The 21,590-nt window shown below is 50.1% G+C and carries 17 protein-coding genes; 9 read left to right on the top strand and 8 right to left on the bottom strand.

All coding sequences use genetic code 11. From position 1 onward, the window contains the following. Window positions 1-26 precede the first annotated feature (26 nt). The 3 genes from IPN95_04325 (at window position 27) to IPN95_04315 (ending at window position 6,194) form a co-directional block, all read left to right on the top strand. Window positions 27-1,436, top strand: coding sequence for a T9SS type A sorting domain-containing protein (locus IPN95_04325; protein MBK9448632.1), 1,410 nt, complete (start codon window positions 27-29; stop codon window positions 1,434-1,436). Window positions 1,437-1,680: 244 nt separating this feature from the next. Next, a complete protein-coding gene (locus tag IPN95_04320) occupies window positions 1,681-3,048 on the top strand; it encodes a leucine-rich repeat domain-containing protein (protein MBK9448631.1) in 1,368 nt (455 codons plus the stop codon). Between the two features lie 137 nt (window positions 3,049-3,185). Further along, the gene (locus IPN95_04315; protein MBK9448630.1) at window positions 3,186-6,194 is read left to right on the top strand and encodes a leucine-rich repeat domain-containing protein; all 3,009 of its coding nucleotides are present in this window, start codon (window positions 3,186-3,188) and stop codon (window positions 6,192-6,194) included. Between the two features lie 253 nt (window positions 6,195-6,447). Here the strand turns inward: IPN95_04315 and IPN95_04310 are convergent, their stop codons facing one another. Next, window positions 6,448-6,861 (bottom strand): hypothetical protein, encoded by a 414-nt coding sequence (locus tag IPN95_04310; protein MBK9448629.1) that lies wholly within the window; start codon window positions 6,859-6,861, stop codon window positions 6,448-6,450. Between the two features lie 67 nt (window positions 6,862-6,928). Next, a complete protein-coding gene (locus IPN95_04305) occupies window positions 6,929-7,741 on the bottom strand; it encodes an AraC family transcriptional regulator (GenBank protein MBK9448628.1) in 813 nt (270 codons plus the stop codon). Window positions 7,742-7,898: 157 nt separating this feature from the next. Between IPN95_04305 and IPN95_04300 the strand changes: the two genes are divergently transcribed. The 3 genes from IPN95_04300 (at window position 7,899) to IPN95_04290 (ending at window position 10,711) form a co-directional block, all read left to right on the top strand. Further along, window positions 7,899-8,552, top strand: a complete 654-nt coding sequence (locus IPN95_04300) for an SMI1/KNR4 family protein (GenBank protein ID MBK9448627.1) — start codon at window positions 7,899-7,901, stop codon at window positions 8,550-8,552. Between the two features lie 121 nt (window positions 8,553-8,673). Next, complete coding sequence (locus tag IPN95_04295) at window positions 8,674-9,327, top strand: YceI family protein (GenBank protein ID MBK9448626.1); 654 nt, start codon at window positions 8,674-8,676, stop codon at window positions 9,325-9,327. A gap of 391 nt (window positions 9,328-9,718) precedes the next feature. Next, a complete protein-coding gene (locus tag IPN95_04290) occupies window positions 9,719-10,711 on the top strand; it encodes a T9SS type A sorting domain-containing protein (GenBank protein MBK9448625.1) in 993 nt (330 codons plus the stop codon). Window positions 10,712-10,797: 86 nt separating this feature from the next. On the opposite strand, the gene IPN95_04285 is transcribed toward IPN95_04290, so the two are convergent. The 5 genes from IPN95_04285 to IPN95_04265 form a co-directional block, all read right to left on the bottom strand. Further along, window positions 10,798-12,669, bottom strand: coding sequence for a T9SS type A sorting domain-containing protein (locus IPN95_04285; protein MBK9448624.1), 1,872 nt, complete (start codon window positions 12,667-12,669; stop codon window positions 10,798-10,800). 167 nt (window positions 12,670-12,836) lie between these two features. After that, window positions 12,837-13,970, bottom strand: coding sequence for a 4-hydroxyphenylpyruvate dioxygenase (gene hppD, locus IPN95_04280; GenBank protein ID MBK9448623.1), 1,134 nt, complete (start codon window positions 13,968-13,970; stop codon window positions 12,837-12,839). 120 nt (window positions 13,971-14,090) lie between these two features. After that, window positions 14,091-15,248, bottom strand: coding sequence for a homogentisate 1,2-dioxygenase (locus tag IPN95_04275; protein MBK9448622.1), 1,158 nt, complete (start codon window positions 15,246-15,248; stop codon window positions 14,091-14,093). 39 nt (window positions 15,249-15,287) lie between these two features. Continuing rightward, on the bottom strand, window positions 15,288-16,211 hold the full coding sequence (gene hemF, locus IPN95_04270) for an oxygen-dependent coproporphyrinogen oxidase (GenBank protein MBK9448621.1): 924 nt from the start codon (window positions 16,209-16,211) through the stop codon (window positions 15,288-15,290). Window positions 16,212-16,595: 384 nt separating this feature from the next. Beyond that, the gene (locus tag IPN95_04265; protein ID MBK9448620.1) at window positions 16,596-17,714 is read right to left on the bottom strand and encodes a DUF1573 domain-containing protein; all 1,119 of its coding nucleotides are present in this window, start codon (window positions 17,712-17,714) and stop codon (window positions 16,596-16,598) included. 174 nt (window positions 17,715-17,888) lie between these two features. On the opposite strand from IPN95_04265, the gene IPN95_04260 reads away from it, so the two are divergent. Next, complete coding sequence (locus tag IPN95_04260) at window positions 17,889-18,773, top strand: polyphosphate kinase 2 family protein (GenBank protein MBK9448619.1); 885 nt, start codon at window positions 17,889-17,891, stop codon at window positions 18,771-18,773. 2 nt (window positions 18,774-18,775) lie between these two features. On the opposite strand, the gene IPN95_04255 is transcribed toward IPN95_04260, so the two are convergent. After that, window positions 18,776-19,408: a hypothetical protein gene (locus IPN95_04255; GenBank protein ID MBK9448618.1), complete on the bottom strand. Its 633-nt coding sequence runs from the start codon at window positions 19,406-19,408 to the stop codon at window positions 18,776-18,778. A 71-nt stretch (window positions 19,409-19,479) separates the two neighbouring features. Here IPN95_04255 and IPN95_04250 point away from each other — a divergent pair, with 71 nt between their 5' ends. Then, the gene (locus tag IPN95_04250; protein MBK9448617.1) at window positions 19,480-20,832 is read left to right on the top strand and encodes a nodulation protein NfeD; all 1,353 of its coding nucleotides are present in this window, start codon (window positions 19,480-19,482) and stop codon (window positions 20,830-20,832) included. Further along, window positions 20,829-21,572 carry a 3-deoxy-manno-octulosonate cytidylyltransferase gene (gene kdsB / locus IPN95_04245; protein ID MBK9448616.1) on the top strand — a complete coding sequence of 248 codons (744 nt, stop codon included), beginning with the start codon at window positions 20,829-20,831 and terminating at the stop codon, window positions 21,570-21,572. Before IPN95_04250 ends, kdsB begins: the two co-directional genes overlap by 4 nt. The last annotated feature ends 18 nt before the right edge of the window (window positions 21,573-21,590 follow it).

Here is a 21,590-nt window from a genome sequence, read left to right as displayed (position 1 = left end):
CCGAAATACCAGCTTAAACCGCAGTGATGAATACAATTGTTCGTTTTCTCCTCGTCGCACTCTGCCTTGGCCAAGCCCTGTTTGCGCAGACCATGGTCAGCGGCGGCATCTACAACAACGTGACTTGGTCGCTTGCGGGTAGCCCATATATTGTAACCGGTAATGTCGTGGTTTTTCCAGGGAAAACGCTCACGATCGAGCCTGGGGTAGAGGTGCGCGTTCAAGGAAATCTTCTCACTGTCGCGGGTGGCATCTCGATCGAAGTCCGCGGTAACTTGGTAGCCGTTGGCACACCGACAGCCCCCATCGTCTTCAAGGCGGATGGCATCAATCCCGATCCACATACTTGGAATGGCATTTTGATCAAAGCCTCTCAAGGAGGCGACTGCGAGATCAATTATGTACACATGTCCAATATGTTTGATGGATTGCGTGCCGATAGCTACGCGACGGGCATCGACACGGTACGCTACAACAATTGCATCTTCACGTACAACGCAACGGCGTTTACCGTTTTCAGGCAGGCGATCTTCGACGATTGCCGGTTTGCCAACAATGACGTGGCAATTACCGGGTCCAGTTTGCCTTCCCTTGCAGTCGTGAATTGTGATTTTGACAGCAATGCGGTGGGAATGGGTTTTATCTATCACAACGTCACCATTGACAGTTGCAGCTTTCGTGGGAATCTCAAGGCATTGATCGCCAACAATCCAGGCTCGGTCACAAATTGTCTTTTAGAGGCAAATGAAACTGCCGTTCAAGGAATCGGTTATGCGCTTTCCAATTGTACGTTGATCAACAATCAGACGGCAGTGGGGCCATTGGAAGGAGGCTCGGTAACCGATTGCATCATCAGGAACAATAACTTGGGCGTCGATTTGACGACGGGCGGGGTCTTGGTGCGCAATGAGATCGGAGCCAACGTGGTTGGCGTGAAAATTTGGGATGCCAACGTGACTTTTACCGAAAACCGGATCTGCGGCAATTCCCAATTCAACGTAGAAAATGCAGCCGATAAGAACATCAATCTTGTTGGCAATTGCTTCTGCGAATCCGATTCGACCGTGGCAGAGCAACTGCTTTTTGATGGCTACGACGACATCACACGTGGACTTTTCAATTATGCGCTGTATGACTCAAGCTGCACCAATATCGTGCAATTGGTGTCCAAGGTGCTGATTCCCACGAGTGTAAATGCTCCACAGGAATCGACGATGGAGATCTATCCAAATCCGGCAACCGACGTACTGAGCATTCGTTTTCCGGCTTCCAAAGGCATGATGGAGGTGCGCATTTTGAACTTGCAGGGCGTTGAAATCATGCGCAGCAAGGTGAATGGTGTGGCATCGTTGGATGTTTCGCAGCTTCCGAATGGCATCTATTTCTTGCAATGCATGGGGGCTCAATGCGAAACACGTACTTGGATCAAACAATAGGCTCAGGGTCAGAGATCGACGGGTTCCTTTCCGAACCTCAATAAAATACAATGGCGGCTGCGAATCTTTGGATTTGTGGCCGTTTTCTTTTGAGTTGTCCTGAACGTTGGCGAATCCTAGACAAACAGGCTGGTTTTCGTCTTGATGAACACTTGTTTCTGGAAGTCGATTCAACGAAATTGGCTCAAATGCCGAGACTTGATTTCGTGTCGAATTATTCAGAAGCTTCATTTTTCGCCTGAAAATGCCCATTTCACAAGCATATCAAAACTGGCTGCGGCTATTTCATTCGAAGGATGATACCAATTTCGAGCTCGCACTGCAATTGGTGGGTACAGTCGACTTGGTAGATTCGGAGATAGCAGAGTTACTTGCCGTGGCACTCGTGGATAAGCGGAAAAACCGTCGTTTTCATGCCATCGCCACATTTTGGAACCACGCGCCCAAACCACTCAGAACCTATGTTGCGGCGGCTACCGACCTGATCCAAAGCCCGAATGTGCATTATTGGGAGAAATTTTTCGCATTCCTCGTAAAATGCCCCGACTTGAATCAGGAAGCATTTGCGCGGATGGCCTATGCACTCGAAGATGGTTGCGAAGGTCTTTACATTCCCTACATGACCGCCGCGGAATTCAAAAAGAAGCTCATGTGGCGGGGGAAAAACATCGAAAGGAACTTCACCGATTGGTCCAAGTTGCCCCAAGCCGTCTTCGAATTGAATTCCCTGAAAAACCTCTCATTTGAATATGCCAAGCTCAAGGAACTGCCTGCAGGTCTCGGTCGCCTGAAACAGGTTCGGGAGATGAACTTGCACGGCAACAAGCTCAAAGACCTCAATGTGGAGATTACGAAATTGGATGGATTGCGGGATCTGACACTTGGGGGCAATCAATTCGAGGTTTTTCCGCCGAATTTGCTTTCCCTCAAGAAACTGAAAGTGTTGGACCTGTCCAAAAATCGGCTTTCAGCTTTGCCGGATGAGATTCACCAAATGACCGGCCTCCGCGAACTCAATTTGGAAGAATGCCGTTTTGAATCGTTTCCAATTGAACTTTGCAAGCTCACCCGATTGGAATCCTTGAATTTTCGAAGGCAGCGTACGTCGGAAATCGGCTCTTTGCCGTCGGAAATCGGTGAAATGCAGCACCTTCGGAGACTGGACCTCGAACGCAATGGAATCAAGAATTTGCCAGCCGAATTCGCGCTTTTGCCATTGGAATGGCTGTGCCTTCTCAAAAATCCGTTGGCCGGCTTTCCGAGGCCTGTTTTGAAAATCCATTCTCTGAAGTACCTTGACCTTTCAAAATGTTCCGGTATCAAGGCTTTACCTGAGGAAATCGCTGGCCTTCAGGATTTAGAATTTCTCGATCTCTCCGAGACGGGAATCAAACGAATTCCTCCGAATCTACCTGAACTTCAAAAACTCATTCACCTCGGACTTGGTGATCTGAAAATGAGCGATTTGCAGCAAACCATCTCGCTCCTGCAACAAATGCCCAACCTACGAAAGGTCACATGTCCGTATTTCGAAGACGAGGCGATGTTTCAAGCCATTCGCAAGCAGTTGCCGCAAGTCGAGCGACTTTATCGGGCTGGGCAGTTTTATTGAATCACCAAGGTTTGCCGGAAGTTTGGTCGTGAGGCACCTTGTGCATTTCAAAATTCTTCCGAAATTGATCACTTCGAATTTCCTTCACCACCAGAGACTTCTGTCAAACGCCAACTTCGCCTTCCTAAGGCTGTAACATGCAAGACACCCTCACTCCATTCCAAACAAAAGGCCTGGATTCGGTCTATGATCTCGACCAATACGACGGCCCACCCGAAAAAATATGGTCGCTCAAAATCGGCTGGAACAAGGTAGAGGCAATCCCGGCGACGCTTGGGGAGATGGTGAATCTGCAATCTGTCGAGATTCGCGGCTTGGCGAGGGAGGATTTGGTACCACTTTTTGAGGAACTCGCCAAGCTTCCACGCTTGCTGGATATTTCCTTCGGATTGTGGCCGAATGAACGATTTCCGCAGGCTTTAGGTAGGATGAAAACGCTGGAGCGAATGCGGTTCCGGTGCACTTCTTATCCTGAATTTCCCGATTTTATGCGGGGAATGGGCAACCTGCGCCATATCGAACTGGACATTGACAAGTGGCTGGGAGATGTGTCGCATTTGGCTGTATTGGGTGAATTGCCGCGGCTCGAATCGTTCGAATTGACGATTCGGGACAACCTTCCGAACGGCTTGGAAACACTCCGGCAGCTCAAAAGACTGCGCATATTCCGATTGGAATCGAAGATTCATGGTTTGGACAAACTGACCTCGCTCGAGGACCTCATTCTTCAATACCGTTATGAAGAAAAGGATCTCACAGCCGATCTCGGGGACATTTCGGTATTGACCAACCTTCAAAAATTGCGGGTGCAGACGTGGGGCAAGATCGTTTCCCAACCCGCCTGGACCAATTTGGAGCATTTGGAGGAGATTGATCTGTCGCTTTGTAACTTGACCAAGCTTCCGGAAGTGATCGCGACCCTCCCCAACCTGAAACGCCTGAATCTGAGTCACAACAAACTGGAAACCCTGCCGGATTGGATCGGGAACATCGCGTCGTTGGAGGAAATAACGCTTCACAAGAATAAGCTGAAAAGGCTTCCTGCTGCCTTTTCGCGTCTCTCCAAGCTGAAAAAGGTGGATTTGACCAAGAACAAACTGGGTGCCTTTCCCAAACGACTGCTGGAGCTGCCCAATTTGCAGTTCATTCTCCTCGCCGAGAATGTCATCGAGACTTATCCAAAAGGTCCGAAGGAATGTCCGGCCTTGGTGCAAATCGATCTGAGCGACAATGATATCGCCGAGTTTCCGGTGGAACTTTTGAAGCTTGCAAGCGCGGAAATCTTGGTAAAAGGAAACCCATTCGCAGAAAAGGCCGGGTACAAAATGGAAGACGTTTTGCAGGTCCTAAGCAAGGAGACGCCGTCATCCCCCATGCGGCCGACCCTGCTCGCCCTTGCGATCGGGGATGTAGCGCTTGCGCGCAAGACTGCGACCATGGCGCATATCCTCTTCGCGCTCAATCATTCACAGGAAAAACTCCGTGCCTATGCTTTGGTCGCGCTCAGTCAGATGTTGCCCAATCCATTCGACCTCGAACCGAAGCCCGGCACGATCGCCATTCTAGGACAATCCAAAGGCTATCCCGTATGGGAATTCGAAAAGAAACTGGCAGCCCAAGGCATCGTTTTGATGCAGAATAAGCCTGCAAAAGCCGACATCGTGGTCATCGGGGAGCGACCGGGCAACAAGGCCCTCAGTTATCTCAACAACGGCATACGGGCAGCATCCATGCCGCAATTGGCTGAATTTGTGGCTTCCTTTGAGCAGCCCTGGCTGCGCGAAAAAGTGGCCGAGGTTCCCAAAATGGGCGAAAATTTCCAACGTCTCTGGACTTCCAAAGCCCCGGAAAACATCAAGATGGCCTTGGAAATGATGACCGCCGGCGGCATTCCGGAAGGAGTGAGCATTTCAGAGGTCGTCGCAGTAAGCCTGTTTTTCCCGGATGCCGAAACCCGCAAGCTTGCAGCCAAATTTGTGACTGCCAAAGGTTCGGCAGCGGTGCGGGCCTATATCCTTTCCAACAGCCGCGACCTGATTTCTATTTCCGAGGAATCTTTGAAGGAATATGTGTTCCGGTTTTTAGATTTTTTAGGGGATGATGCCCCCGGATTTGCCAAAATGGTCTATCATCTGAGGCCCAAACTCAAGGATTGTTACACCCCCTACATGAAGGAGGACGAGTTGAGGGAGAAACTTGTGAAGCGCGGGGACTTGGCGCTGGACCAATGGGAAATTCCTGTATTTCCGATGTATTTTCATGAGATCAAACGTTTAAAGGGATTGACAATCAGAAATTACGGGCTCAAAAAGCTTCCTGCAGGTCTCACGGACATCCAAGGTCTGCGACGGCTCGATCTGGGTCAGAATGAACTTTCCCGCTTACCCGATGACTTTCAAAATCTCACCCAATTGGAACACCTTGTACTTCGGTCGAATTCCTTTTCGGAGGTGCCGGAGGTGCTTGCCCATTTGCCCAAGCTGGCCTACATCGATCTGTCCTTCAATCCCTTCAAGACTTTGCCGGCTTTCTTGTCCAAACTTCCGGCGCTCAATGAATTGGGGCTGCATCGATGCCACCTTGCCGCATTTCCTCCCGTGCTCAAAGAGATTCCGCTTCTGGTGGAGTTGTCGATCAGTTTTGTGAGAAAAGGGGATCATGTAAAGGAAATCGTGAAGGAAATCCTGCAAATCCGAAACTTGAGAAGACTCTACCTCGCAAGTTATTACCAAGCGCATTTGCCGGAGAATTGGGACCTTCCGTTGTTGGAATCCCTGCGTTTGGACAAGTCCGATGGGCTTGTTGACCTTCCCGATGCAATAGGGAATTGCAGCCATCTAAAAGTCCTTGACCTCGACCAATGTTCGCACCTGACTAGCCTTCCCTCCAACATTGGGAACCTCAGCAGGTTGGAAGAAATCAACTTGCGTGGAACGCGAATTTCGCTGTTGCCCGCTTCATTCAGCAAATTATCGAGTTTGAAGAAATTGGTGCTACCGAGTGGAAAATTCAAAGACAGCGGTGCCACGATTGCAATCTTGGAACAGTTGACGGCCTTGAAGGAAATCGATTGCGCAGGTCATCGGAACGAACTGTTTATCAGTGCTTTGAAAATGAATTTTCCGATGATACTGATCAGGGATTAAGCTTTGATATTCCTATTCTCCTTATTCAAAAGATGTTGATCAATCGTTAAATGATTAGTTGAGATATTGTGTATTAAGCTATTGATAATTAATTATTTAATATATTGATAGTCTAGCTTCTTAGGAGGGGACAAACCACGTCGAATCCAATACATGTCTGTGTGGATAAGAAATTGCACGATATCAAAACGGTACCGTTTCTAAAAAAAATGGATGTCGTTTCGAAGGCCAGCTAAATAAGAGGAAAATCCAATTAATTGAGCCCTGTTGGCTCCGCGATGGATTTATATAGCCTGCGTCGGCCACCACACATTCCCGAAGGGATCGGTGATTCCGCAACTTCTTCCGTAGGGCATGTCCGCAGGCGCCATGATTGCCGTTGCACCATGCGCCAAGCACGGGAATATGCCTCGTCGGCATTGGCGACATACACAAACATCCCTGCGTTATTCACGGTCCATTGCTCCGAAGCCTCCGCCACCATGATGGTGCTTTCACCGATAAATAGCTCCGCATGGGCGATCGTGGAGTTGTCATCACGTAGCGAACGCATCTTTTCGGTTGCATCGAGCACGCTCATGGCCCAATCCATGAAATCCTTTGCATTGTGGAGGATGAGGTAAGGCATCACCGCTTGGTAGCCTTCGGGGACATTGAGAGAATTCATAGTATTTTTAATTTTCCTCAAAGGTAGGTACGTGCAAGGGTGGGAAGATTGTAAAAATTCGACATGGTTAAATTTCCCGGTATTCTATTCCCTCCGGCACCCCAAGAAAGTATTCGCTTGGCGTGTAGCCCGAAAATTGACTAAAGTCGTGAATGAAGTGTGACTGATCATAGTAACCGCAATCCAAAGCGATTTCTGTCAGTGTTTTTTTGGTTGTTCCATAATGATTGGTCGCTGATTGAAAGCGCAGTATTCGTGCAAATGTTTTGGGACTGAACCCCGCATATTCCTTGAATGTACGCTCTAGTTGACGCTGGCTAATCCCCATTGAATCAGCTAGTTTGTCGATTTTTATTTGGCCTTTTTGGTGGATCATTAGTTGCACTGCGCGTTGCGTCCGTTGATTCTGAATGCTATTTTCGGCAAGCCGCTGAAGTAGGAACAGGGAAAGTATGTCGGTGCGTTGTAAATTATCATCGGCCGAGAGGATACGTTCCTCAAGTATTCGCCCGTCCTGCCCCATCAGCGCCACCAAATCGGGCATTTCATTTGCAAGCGCAGAGGCAGGGTAGCCAAAAAGACGCGGCAGTGCAAACGGGAAAATGTAGGCCCCAAAAATTCCGAAGTCCTCGCATACTTCAAATCGTCTGTGATGCATCGTTTGCGAATGAAGACAAGCCTTGAAAGTCGCCCCGCGGTTATTTGATTTTAGCTCTGTAAATGGCCCCTTGTAGTGGAAGACAAGTTCGGCGCAACCATCCGCCATCGACCGATAGATGTATGGATTCCCATCGATGCCTTGGATTTCAAACACCCAAAAAAAACGTACAATCCCGGCGAGTGCAGGTGGTGGCGGGAGCGTGTAGTAGGAAACCTTCATGGGGGCATTGGCATTTTAGAGTTCCCAATAATCGTAAATTTCTCCGAGACTTTTGTCGCTTTGGGCCAATCGATTTGACGAACCTATCGTTCATTCGATTATCTTGCTGTAGCATTCTCAAAAGGAATAATACGCCATTCATATTAAGTATTTAAATGTGGAATTTAAAACGCAACTCATTCGAATTCAGTCAAAAATAAATTTATTATTTTTGCGGGACGAGGACCATTTTTTATTTGGGGCAAGTCAGCATCACTACAAGCTGAATCCACCCAAGAGGGAAGACGAGGTAGCTTGGTTTGAGCAACAGAACGGGATCCGTTTGCCTCCGGATTACCGCGCTTTCCTCTTGCAGCTTGGCAACGGTGGAGCAGGACCCTACTATGGAATGCTACAATTGGAGAGCGGCAAAATCGATGACCTCGACGATCCCAAAGCCGATCAATTGCTCGACCTGAGCAAACCGTTTCTGTACACCGAGGCATGGAACATGGAATTCCCCGAAGATCATGTTCTTCGTGCGACGATGAAACAAGAAGTGTACTACCATACCAAATGGGTCAATGGCCTACTGCGCATCGCCAACTACGGCTGTGGAACATTCATCAATTTGGTGACGAATGGTCCCGAGTACGGAAAGATTTGGGTGGATGATCGCCAAAATGAAGGTGGGATCTATCCTGATCATTTGCGCAAAAACACAAAACGTCTCACTTTTCTTGAGTGGTATGAGCTTTGGTTGGATCAAATGCTTGCTTATGAAGGCTTGCCGAGCATCGCGTCCCTTGGCGGTCGAGCTCCTTCTTCTTGACTTCTATTTGTGAACAAAAGTGACTGAGTTGTGTTTCTTGTTAAATTGCATGTAGGTACATGCAATGTTTTCTATCTTTGTCATCGAATTGAAAATTGATTTCTTTCACAACTAGAGTAAAATGAAAACACTGAAGTATTTCGCATTCGCATTCCTCGCAACCGTAGCACTCGCATCTTGCGGAGATTCCGCTACGACCGCTACCGCAACCAATGCTGACTCCGTCGCAGCGGCGAGCGCAGCTGCTGCAACTTTCAAAGTTGATGTCGCAGCAAGCGAACTCCAATGGCATGGCGCCAAGTTGGCCTACGGCCACACCGGCGTGATCAACATCACCGAAGGTAGCCTCTCCGTGGAGAATGGCAACATCACCGCAGGCAACTTTGCTGTTGACATGAAGTCGCTCAAGGAGACCGGAACTGAGGATGCCGACGCAGCAGCTAAATTGGCAGGTCACTTGACCTCCCCTGATTTCTTTGATGCTGAGAAGTTCCCAACCTCCAAGTTTGAGATCACCGGTTCGACTGCTGCCAAAACCGACAGCACCACGCACACGATCAAAGGCAACTTGACGATCAAGGATCAAACCAAAAACATCGAATTCCCTGCGAATGTCGTTGTCGAAGGCACGAACCTTACCGCCAAGGCTTCTTTCTCGATCAACCGCAACGACTGGGGCGTTACCTACGGTTCCGGCCTCTCTGGCGCCATCGGCGACAAGATCATCAGCGACAACATCGACTACAAAGTCTCTTTGAAGGCTACCAAGAACTAATTTCCATTCGATACAAAGCGTTGGAAAGGCTTGCCTCCCCGGTTGCGGGGAGGCAAGTTTTGTTTTGTACAAAGCCCAAGAGAATCACTGATTTCGGGGAATCATCTTCAAGCTTCGTGGGAACTTGGACCCCCGTTTTTTGCCAAATGACCTCGAAGCATCAAGATTCGAAGTCCATTGAATCCTCAACCGTTTCCTCTTCCAACCTTCAGTCAACGGCCTTTGGTTCTGTGATGGTTACATATCCAGATTTACCACGAACTGCCAAATCTCATTCTTGGAATTGCCGAATCTCAATCTTGGTCCTGATGTCCGTACTGTTGTCGCGAGCAGTAGGTCCTGAAATTGCGGTTAAAATCACAATTTCTATCGTCTAAATACTGAGGTGAAGATGAAGACAAGAACGATTACCACTTTCATTGTGCTGTTTGTTTGGGCATTTTTGGGGCATGCGCAGCTCGGAATTATCGCTCATTATCCATTGGATGGAAATGCCAATGATGTCAGCGTCAATGCTTTGAATGGAACAATTATCGGAAATCCTACGCCTACTGCGAACCGGTTTGGACAGTCGGGGAGCGCGATGGCATTTGATGGGGTGGATGACCATATCGACTTGGGCTCCTCCGCTTTGCTCAAACCAACGGCCGCCGTTACGTTGTCGCTATGGGCGCAAAACGACAACTGGTCCTCTTTCTGGAATTGGGCCGCCTTAGCCGGAAATACGAGTTCGGGAGGATATGAACTCGTCGTACACGGAGGAACGAACGTTTTCGAGGCGGAGGTCAACCGAAATTCGACTTACGGCATTGCGACCTATCCCTTGGCAAGCCTCAATTCAAATTGGCATCATTTTGCACTTACTTACGACGGGCGTTACAACATTCTGTATGTCGATGGTGTCGCTGTCGACACGGATGATGCCGGCGCCAACTATCCGATCCATTATACTTATCCCAACAACCATACTTTGATCGGCGCAGAGGCCGGAACGGTGGGGACGGAAGGGGATTACTTCTCCGGGAAGATTGACGATGTTCAATTTTATGACCGTGCCCTTTCTGCGAATGAGATTTCGGACCTTTTCAATGGATTTGTGGGCATCAACGACCCTTATGAATTGAGCGTCTCCATCAATTTGTTTCCCAATCCTGCTGTTCAAGATTTGCAGCTTCAAGTCCAATCTGATGCTAAGCAGCCCGCTGAAGTCTTGATCATGGACCTTGCAGGAAAAGTTGTGTTGGATGCTGGCAAGACCACTTTGTTCCCTGGAAGCAATACCCTGGACATTCAGCTCGGCGAATTGTCAAACGGGTTGTACGTATGCACATTGAAGACTGACCGGCAAGTATATTCTGCAAGGTTCGTTCGCCTGAAGCACTAGTCCAATGAGGATTGTCAAGTTGTCCAATGAAAAAGCCCGACCATTCGCAGGTCGGGCTTTTTTTGTGACGTTTAATACGGTGACGCTTATTCGATCACCAACTTGCGCATTTCCATGCCTTCAGCATTGCTGAATCGCAGGAAATAGACGCCTTTGGCAAACTTGGAAGCGTCGACGCGCTCCACGATGCCCTGTGCAACAGATTCATAGGTCCAAGTCTTGCAAACTTTGCCTTGTACATCCATCATTTCTACCTGCAAGTTGCCAAGATTGAGTCCGGAGACTGCAAACTCGAATTTGGAGGAAGCAGGGTTAGGGTAGAGGCTGACATTGGCAAAAGGCAATGCAGAAGCCACATCGGTCACAGTCAAAGACTGCGTGCTTGTATCGGAGCCGCAAGCATTGCTGGCGATCAAAGTGACCGAATAGTTACCGGAGGCGGTGTAGGTATGCGAAGGGCTCGCAAGCGTTGAAGTACCACCGTCGCCAAAACTCCAAGCATAGCTTGTAGCGCCGCCAGTAGATTGATCAGTAAAGGAATAGGTGAGTCCAGCTGCACCAACACTAAAGCTGAAGGCAGCGGTCGGAGCCGGGATGGCAACGATGGAAAAGGTGTCAAGTGAGGTGCAACCGTTCCCATCCACCACTGTTACGCTGTAGAAGCCAGAGGAGGACACGATAATCGATTGCGTACTAGCACCGGTATTCCATTGGTATGAAGCACCACTGATGTCAGCCGTCAAGGTATCACCTGCCTGTTGGCAAAATGAGCCGTTTCCAAGAATGGTAACCTCGGCTGCTGCGGCTACAACGACGGTGTCGATGGACAAGCAACCTGAACCATTATCAACTGCAACACTGAATGTGCCACTGCCAACCGTGATGGTTTGCGTCGTCGCACCGTTGCTCCAGACGAAGCTATTTCCAGCTCCGGCGTCGAGGGTGATGTTGTCGTTGGCGCAGATTGTGGTGTCTGCAATCAAAAAGTTGGAAGCAATAGATCCGACCGTCACGACGGTAGTATCTACGACCGTACATCCTGAAGAATCCGTGACCGACAATACATAAGTCGTGGTCGCAGATGGCGAGGCGGTAGGATTGGCGGCCGTTCCGCTGCTCAAGCTGACGGAAGGTGTCCAGGAATAAGTCAAAGCACCTTGGCCACCGCTACCTGACGGCGTGCCGCCAATGGTCACGCTTGATCCAGGACAAGCGGATTGGTCTGCACCTGCGTCGGCAACCGGATCCAAAACAGTTCCATAGACGATGAATGGAAAGCCCTGTGCAGGCGTACCTGTGCCGCCATCCAAGGCATTGTTCCAGGTGTTACCGATCCGCTGCCGGCCATTGCCTGTCACAGCGACGTTGATGGGGGTGCGGGGAGGTGCCCATGGACCGGAACCTAAGCTTCCTGTCGCAGACCAATCCAGCCAAAAAGTGCCGGTGGAGAGCACGACGTTGTTCAAGGCGCAGACATTCCGCATGATCGGACGTGTCGTATTGGTGATTGTAGTCTCAGTCGTGCGGTAGGCGCCGCTCCAGACTGAACGGGTCATGCGGTTTGTGGTTGTGTCACCAAAAACAACGGCAGAACCGGATGCATCCGGAATACTATCCCATATCCGGAAATTGACACCGGTCATGGTAGATGTTGTCGTTGAGCCTGTCTGATAGGAAAAAAAGACAATCGAGTCGATCCGCCAATGGCAATTGGGCACGACAAAATCATCGGCAACGCGGTTAAAGGCCGTAGCCTGATGACCGAATCCGATGGTACCCATTGCATAGGTCGTCGTATAAAGCACACTGGCATTTGCCCCGCCTGATCCGCCGCCGGCATTGTTGAAGATGGGACCGTTGTCATGCAGGATTTGGGCCTTGAGCAAACCATTTGAAGGGTTCAGTAAGAGCAAGAAACTAGCAAACGCAAGAAAAGCTTTGGATAGCTGTCTTTTCATAAATCTAATTAGTAGGTGAAAAAATGCAAAATAAGAAGGTTGGAGGATTTATGGAACTCAAATCTGTCAACGGTCCAAAGAGATTGGTGAACGGGTAAAGTGAAGCCGTCGCCAAAAGCAGAAACCCGAAGGTCATCCGGGCTTCTGCTATTCCTCATGAATGCGAATTAGAGGTTGCCCCGAAGGTCTTGCTCACGCTCGATCGCTTCAAAAAGCGCTTTGAAGTTGCCCTTTCCAAAGCTCGTGGCTCCTTTGCGTTGAATGATCTCGAAAAACATCGTCGGGCGGTCTTCCACAGGCTTGGTGAACAACTGCAAAAGATAGCCGTCTTCGTCGCGGTCCACGAGAATCCGAAGTTGCTTCAAATCGTCCAGGCGTTCGTCGATTTTGCCGACACGCTCCAACAATTCCGGACCGTAGTAATTGTCGGGGACTTCAAGAAACTCTACGCCGCGGCGCCTCAAGGCGGTAATTGTGCCGATGATGTCATCCGTCGCCACAGCAATGTGCTGGACACCAGCGCCTTTGTAGTATTGGATGTATTCCTCGATCTGGCTCTTTTTCTTGCCTTCGGCCGGCTCATTGATCGGGAATTTGACGCGCATGTTGCCATTTGCCATCACCTTGCTCATCAAGGCGCTGTATTCCGTGCTGATATCCTTGTCGTCGAAAGAAATGAGCTGTGAAAAGCCCATCACATCGCGGTAAAAGGTCGCCCAAGTGTTCATTTGACCCCAATCCACGTTTCCGACGCAGTGGTCCACGTAAAGCAAACCGACGTCTACAGGATTGTAATTGCTCTTCCACTCCTTGAAGCCAGGCATGAACGGACCTGTATAATTCTTGCGCTCGATGAACATGTGTATCGTGTCCCCGTAGGTATGGATACCCGAACGCACGACAGAACCAAACTCGTCGGTCAGCGTTTCCGGAGCCAAAAAGGCCTTTGCACCGCGTTTGGTGGTCTCTTCGAATGCGCTTTTTGCATCGTCCACCATCAGTGCGAGTACCTTGACGCCGTCACCATGCTTGACATAGTGTTCGTTGATTTCACTATCGGGCACCAAGGAAGTGGTCAGCACCAGCCTGATTTTGCCCTGTTGCAAGACATAACTCGCGCGATCGCGAATCCCGGTTTCAGGTCCGGCATAAGCCACTGACTGAAAGCCAAATGCAGTTTTATAAAAGTGAGCGCTCTGCTTCGCATTGCCCACATACAGCTCCAGATAATCCGTGCCGTTCAATGGAAGGAAATCCTTGGTCTCCTTTGGAGCATCAAAAACATTCGTATTCGTAGCCATTGAATTAAAAATGAGAAATTAGAAATTAGAAATGAAAGCGTAGTGAGTTAGCAGTTAGCACTTAGAAGTTAGCAGTTCCACTTTTCAACTGCTAACTGCTACTTTCTAACTGCTAACTTCCTATTCCACCCAAGAACGATAGTATTTCTGGTCCTCGATTTTCATCGCCTCCTCCGTCAGGAACAACGGTGCAAAGGTATCGACCATGACGGCAAGCTCCAATGTTTCCTTCTTGCCGATTGATTTTTCTGCGGTACCAGGGTGTGGTCCGTGTGGGATGCCCATCGGATGCAACGACATCATACCCCGTTCGACGTGTTTCCGGCTCATGAATTCGCCTTCCACATAATACAGGATTTCGTCGCTGTCGATATTGCTGTGTGCGTACGGCGCCGGAATCGCCAACGGATGATAATCATACAACCTCGGGCAGAAGCTGCAAACCACAAATCCCTTGCTTTGGAAGGTCTGATGGATCGGCGGCGGCAAATGCACGCGTCCGGTAATCGGCTCGAAATTGTGAATCGAGAAGGCGTAGGGGAAGAAATAGCCGTCCCAGCCGATGTAATCAAACGGATGATTGCGGTAAATGAAGGAGAACATCGCGTCCTGCTTCTTGATTTTGATCTCGAATTCGCCGCGTTCATCAATTGTCACCAAGTTGACGGGCTTGCGGATGTCGCGTTCGCAAAACGGCGAATGCTCTTCCATTTGCCCAAACCGGTTACGGTAGCGCGTCGGTGTTTCCAGCGGGCTAAACGATTCGACAAAGAAAATGCGGTTGCCTTCGCCGTCGAAATGCATCTGATAGACGATGCCGCGGGGAATCACCAGATAATCACCGGGGCCAAATGGCAAATCACCGAAGGGTGATTTAAGGGTGCCGGTGCCTTCGTGGATGAACAGCATCTCGTCGGCTTGGGCGTTTTTGTAGAAATAGGTCGTCATCGACTTCTTGGGAGCCGCCACGCCGATATGACAATCCTTGTTGGTATACAGGATCTTGCGGCTTTCCAGAAAGTCATCAGTCGGCTCTGTTTTGAACCCCAAGAATGACCTGTGCTGAATATTCCGTTGCACCGCAACTTTGGGCGCTACGTCGACCGGCTCACCAATGCGCTCGATCAAAGTCGGTGGCGCGAGATGGTACACCAGCGAATAAATGCTGGAAAACCCCTCGGTACTCACGAGTTCCTCGTAGTAGAGTTCGCCATTTGGGCGGCGGAACTGTGTATGCCGTTTGGGTGGTATTTGGCCTAATGTGTGATAATGAGGCATATAATACTGTTTCTACAAGTGTATCAAAAAGCAGCGCGACTAGCGACTGCCCGAAATGATGTCAGGAACTGACGATTCGATTCCCAGCCAATCGGTGGGATGCAGGGCGCGCAAGGTGGCTTCCTCTTCGGAACCCGGCTCGGGCTGATAGTTGTAAGCCCATTTCGCCATCGGCGGCATGGACATCAAAATGGACTCCGTGCGCCCGTCGGTATCCAACCCGAACTTGGTGCCTTTGTCCCAAAGGAGGTTGAATTCCACGTAACGCGCGCGGCGCATCGCCTGCCAATTGAGTTCGCGTTCGCCGTAGGGACGGGAGAGATTGGCGTTGACGAAGTCGCTGTAGGCCGGAACGAAGCTCTGACCCAATGCGATTTCGAAGGCAAATAGATCTTCTTTGGAATGGGTGGCATCCGCTGCGAGGTGATCGTAGAATATTCCGCCGATGCCACGTGTCTCTTTGCGGTGTTTCTGGTAAAAATACCGGTCACACCATTCCTTGAATTTTGGATAAAAGGCAGGGGAGTGGGCGTCGCAGACATCCTTGAGCCGCTGATGAAACTTCATTGCCTGCTCAGGGACCACATAAATAGGAGAGACATCGATGCCACCGCCAAACCAATGGCGACCGCCTTCGACCTCAAAGTAGCGCACGTTCATGTGTATGATAGGCACCCAAGGGTGGCGGGCATGCAAGACGATGCTCACGCCCGTGGCGTGGAAGTAGGCGCCCGAGGGCAGTTGCAAGGCCTCCGCGATGCGGTCGGGCAGGGGCCCGTGCACATGCGAGAAGTTGACGCCGCCTTTTTCGATGACATTGCCATCGATAATCACGCGGGAACGTCCACCACCGCCATTTTCACGGCTCCAAAGGTCTTCTTGAAACTTCGCCTTGCCGTCCAAAGCCTCCAAACCAGCGCAAATCTCATCCTGCAGCCCTTTCAAGCGCGCAACGATCGGCATCAAATCTGGTGAAGTCCCTATCATTTGATTGCAAAACTAGCAATTGTTAGGGAGAATTTTTGATGATGGTTGTCAGGGTTTTTTGGGGAGGGGAAAACTTGCACGATTTCTTTGAAGGAACTGAATCCCCCCCATTCCCCACAAAAAAATCACCGTCTTGAGGGCCAAGACGGTGAACTTTCGTTACTAGCCTGCTAATGAAAGTAACCAGGAATCAAATAAATAGGCACATTTTGCATCCTGTACTCCAATATACGCATTTCGGCATGCAGTTGTTTGCCATTTGTGCGAACTGTACAAAAATGCTGTCTCAACGGTTTTGTCGTCAGCTTTTTCCTCGAATTCGTTGGGAATCAGGACTTCAGGATTGGGAAGTCTGCGTACTCAATTGCCCTCGGCTGCGCCTTCCCTGACGACTGTGCCTTTGATTTGCAAGGTCGTGACGGCCTGATTGGGATCGTTGCAGATCAATTCGGCATCCTTTTCAAACTCGCCGATACGGCCGCGGGAATTGAACCTGAGCTTGATTTCGCCCGATTCGCCCGGTTCGAGCACCTTGTTGCTCGTCACTTCGATGCAACTGCAGGATGCAGTGAGCTTGCGCACATGCATTGGGCTTTTTCCGGTGTTTTTGAATTCGAAAACTGCAATGGGCATGTCGCCCTCCTTCACTTCGCCGAGGTCGATCAGGGTTTTGGTCAAGCTCAAATTGGGCGCATTGGCTTTGTCTGCCGGATTGAACTTTTCGTGGATTTCTGCACTGATATTCAGGCGTTTCATGGGGCGGTCGGGATCGTTGGTGGAGAGGTAGATGTTGTCGAATGCAAATCCCCAGTCCTTTTTGAGGCTCGCGATATAGGTCACCCACAAGGTGAGCGTGTCGCCGGGCGCGAGCGTCGTTTTGGTCATCTTCGGCTTCAAATGGCTAGGCACTTTGCTGCTGGATTTGCTGAATTGGATCGCCTTCTTGCCTTGGTTGTAGAGAATGGTCGATTGCGTGACCGTGTCGTCGACAAAAATGGATCCGTAGGTCAAGTGGTTCGTTTTGAAGCGAATGGCTCCTTCCTCGAAGGGGTAGAAATCCACCGGCCCGCGCACGCGCGGCGTGACTTTGCCGTGAATCGTGAGGCTGACATACTGCGGCGAACCATTGGTTTCCACCAGAATTTCCTTGTTGAACATCCCCGGCCTGCCCATGGGGTTGTATTCGACCTTGATCTTGCCCTTTTCACCAGGTAAAATCGAATCACGGCTGAAAACGGGGGTTGTACATCCGCAGGAAGCCTTGGCGGAGAGCACTTTGAGCGGTTTGGAGCCTTCGTTGTTGAATTCGAAGACGGTTCCGACCAAGCCATTCTCTTCCTTGACTTCCCCGAAATCGTGTCGCGTTTTCTCAAATTTGATGCGGCCTTGCCCGAAAACAGGGAGATTCGCAACGAGCAGCACAACCAAGGCAGCAATCCTCAATTGGAAAAGGCCGCAATGATTCTTCAAATTCACCATGCGGCAAATCTAGCGGAAATCCTCGAATCGGTTCAAGGGCATCAACACAATGGATTTCTGGCAGTTTTCCTAGGCCCCGGTCGTTTCGTAATTGAACAAATCAGCTTTGTTTCGGGATTTTTGCTAAATTTCCACGGCTGCCAAGGGCATCATCGCTTTTAGCTAGCATTGAAAATGGAATCCAAGATCAAAATAGAAGACTTTCGCTATGCGCCGGGCAAATCGGCCAATCTTTCCAAAATCCCGACCGAAATCCCGGATGTTTACAAAAACAAGGACGAGTACGAGGATTTGATGGGCGAATACACGGAGAAAATGCAGTCGCTCCAAGACATGCTCTATGCCTACGACCGCTATTCGCTGTTGCTGATTTTTCAAGGCATGGACACGGCCGGTAAGGACGGTGCGATCAAACATGTGATGTCAGGCATCAATGTGACGGGTGTACAGGTGTTTACATTTAAGCGACCGAGCGACATGGAACTCGACCACGATTGGATGTGGCGCACGACCTGCTGCCTTCCCGAACGTGGGCGAATCGGCATTTTCAACCGCTCCTATTATGAAGAGGTGTTGGTGGTCAAAGTCCATCCCGAAATTCTGCGCAATTACCAGCGCATCCCTAAAGACCTCATCGCTGACGAAAACAAAATCTGGGAAGACCGCTACAAGGACATCAACAACTTCGAAGATTTCCAGCACCGCAACGGTTGCCGCGTGGTCAAATTCTTCCTCAACATTTCCAAAGAAGAGCAGAAGCGCCGTTTGCTCGATCGCATTGATCAGCCGGAGAAGAACTGGAAGATGAGCCTGCAAGACGTCGAAGAACGCAAAGACTGGGAAAAGTACATGGATTGTTACCAGGAACTGCTCGACAAGACGAGTTCGCCCAATTCTCCGTGGTATGTGATTCCTGCCAACGACAAGAAAAATGCACGCTTGATCATTTCGCGGATCATTCTCGGCGAATTGAAAAGTCTGGACATGCACTTTCCCGAGGTGACCGACGAGTTTCGCGCCAAGTTGAAAGCCGTCAAGGACGTCCTTGATCAGGACTGAGCTTAGGATTCGGCAAGATTGATCCAGCAAAGTTCCATTCGGTTGCGAATGAAAATCAGCCAATTGCCCGCCACAAAAAAGGGCGAGGGATTGAGCTTGTCCATGTTTTCTTCAAGGGTTATTTGGAATTGAAGGGTTGCATCCGACCAGATTCCCAAGCGGAGGGAGGCGCCTGCTACGTCCGCGTGATGCCATGCGCGCAGGTGCAAGGATTTTTGCTGCAATTCGGCGACCCAACTTCCTGGAAGTGGGGTAGGACTGAGGTCGATGGAGGGATTCGCAAGATTCGAAGGGACCTTCAATTCTTCTTCCTGTACCTCAGGATTCCATTGGAAGTCTGTGATGACCAAGGCTTGGGTCCCGTCAATGGCAAAAGTTTCGGAAATGACAGGCAATGCGCCGTCACCGTAGCGCCCGATCTGCATCAAATTGCCCGAAACGCCCAATAATTCGGTCCACCAGGCATTTTCGAGCGAAATGATCGGGCCGGTTTGCCCGGTTGCAAGGTCGATCATGCAATAACCCGCCCATTTTGGGGTGCCATCTCGCAATTGCACTGCCAAAGTGGACGCCTTTGCATCCACACGCACTGTCCAAACAAGCGCTTCAAACCGATGACTTTGCATTTTCAACATCTGCGACGGGAATTGAAACTATTTGCCTAAATTTAGAGTAATGAAGGACAAAGATTGGTCAAGAAATTGAGATGAACCCTTACACAAAACGTTTTTTCATCGCCTTTTTGGGCTTTTTTGCCTTCCTGAACATGCTTTCGGCACAACAAAAGGTCTTTGTGCTGACTTTGAAGGACGAAGTTCACGGTCCGGCAGCCCGCTATTTCACCAGAGGATTTAATGCCGCAGCAGAGGCCAAGGCCGATTTGGTCATCATTCACCTCGATACCTACGGCGGACGCGTGGATTTTGCAGACACCATTCGTGCCCGCATCCTCGACAGCAAGATTCCGACCGCAGTCTTCATCGATCGCAATGCCGGGTCGGCAGGCGCCTTGATTTCCATCGCCTGCGACTCGATTTTCATGGCTCCCGGAGCAAGCATCGGCGCGGCGACCGTCGTGGATGGTGAAACGGGCGCAGCCGCCATCGACAAATATCAGAGCTATTGGCGCGGCGTGATGCGCGCAACCGCCGAGGTGAAGGGCCGCGATCCCAAGATTGCCGAGAAAATGGTCGACCAAAACCTGGAAATTCCAGGCCTGAGCCCTGCCGGACAGGTGATTACGTTTACCAATCAAGATGCGATTGCCAACGGCTATTCCGAAGGAACAAAGGCGAATTTGAAAGAAGTTGCAGCTGCATTCGGTTTGCAGGATGCGCAGCTCATTTACTACGAAGGCACCAAAGCCGACAAAGTGATCGACTTTCTCAATCTCCCCGCGGTGAGTTCGATTTTGTTGATTTTGTTGTTTGCGGGCATTTTTCTGGAATTGAAAACTGCCGGGATGGGCAAAGGCGGGATCATTGCACTGATGGCCGCCTTCCTCTTTTTTGTGCCGCATTATGTGAATGGACTTGCTGAAAGCTGGGAAGTTGCGGTGTTCATTCTCGGTGTCATTCTCTTGGCCTTGGAGTTGTTTGTCTTGCCGGGATTTGGCGTCGCAGGTGTTTTAGGGCTGATTTTGACCTTGTTAGGGGTCACGGCTGCCATGCTGGAAAACAATGGAACGAATCTCGACTATGTCACCCTGCCTGAGATTTTGAGTACGGTGGCCTCCGTGCTGGTCTTTCTGAGCATCGCGATCATTCTCGTGCTTTGGGCCGCGAAATTCCTGGTTTCTTCCAAAGCGGCCCATCCGTTTGTCGACCAAACAACACAGGATAAAAATGATGGCTATACCGCGTTGCCCAAAGATCTTTTGGCCTTGGTAGGATTGGAGGCTGATGCGATCACGGACCTGCGCCCGGTAGGACACATATATATAGGTGGCAAACAATATGATGCCGAGGCCAACGAAGGTTACATCGGAAAAGGCGAGCGCGTGATTATCGAACGCGTGAAAAGCTTAAGTTTGATCGTGAAAAAAATCACGGGTGCATGAAAATTTTGGGAGTGATTCCAGCGCGGTTTGCTTCGACGCGCTTTCCGGGCAAGCCCTTGGTCGAGATCGCAGGCAAGTCAATGGTGCAGCGCGTCTATGAACAGGCTTGCAAAGCACGGGGTTTGGCCGACGTTTATGTTGCCACGGATGATGCAAGCATCTTCGACCATGTGACGGGATTTGGCGGCAAGGTCATTTTGACTTCGAATGCGCATCCGAGCGGCACGGACAGAATCTTGGAAGTCGCCGAGAAAATGCCTGAATTTGAAGCCTACATCAACATTCAAGGCGACGAACCCTATATCGATCCGCGACAAATCGACCAAGTCTGCGATATCTTGCGTAGCCGCACGGGCGCCTTTGTCGGGACGCTTGTGAAGCAATTGGCCGACTTGAACGAATTGCAAAATCCGAATACGATCAAGGTCGTTTTTGCATTGGACGGTCAAGCGATTTATTTCAGCCGGAGTCCGATCCCGTATATGCGCGACACGACGCAGGAGGCAGAATTCTTGCGCGAACGCGGTTATTTCAAGCATATTGGCATTTATGGCTATTCCAAAGAAGGGCTCTCGCGCATACGAGGGATGCAACGCGGGATGCTGGAAAAGGCCGAATCCTTAGAGCAATTGCGATGGATGGAACACGGCATGCCCATTTACGTCGCCGAAACAACTCTCGAATCGCAGGCGGTGGACACGCCCGAGGATTTGGGTAAGCTGGCTAAACTGCATTCTTGATGAGCCCTGAGCGATATA

Source organism: Bacteroidota bacterium, assembly GCA_016718825.1.
Classification (GTDB): Bacteria; Bacteroidota; Bacteroidia; order J057; family JADKCL01; genus JADKCL01.
Note: the sequence above shows the minus strand (reverse complement) of the source record. Positions and strands in the feature narration are given on the sequence as shown.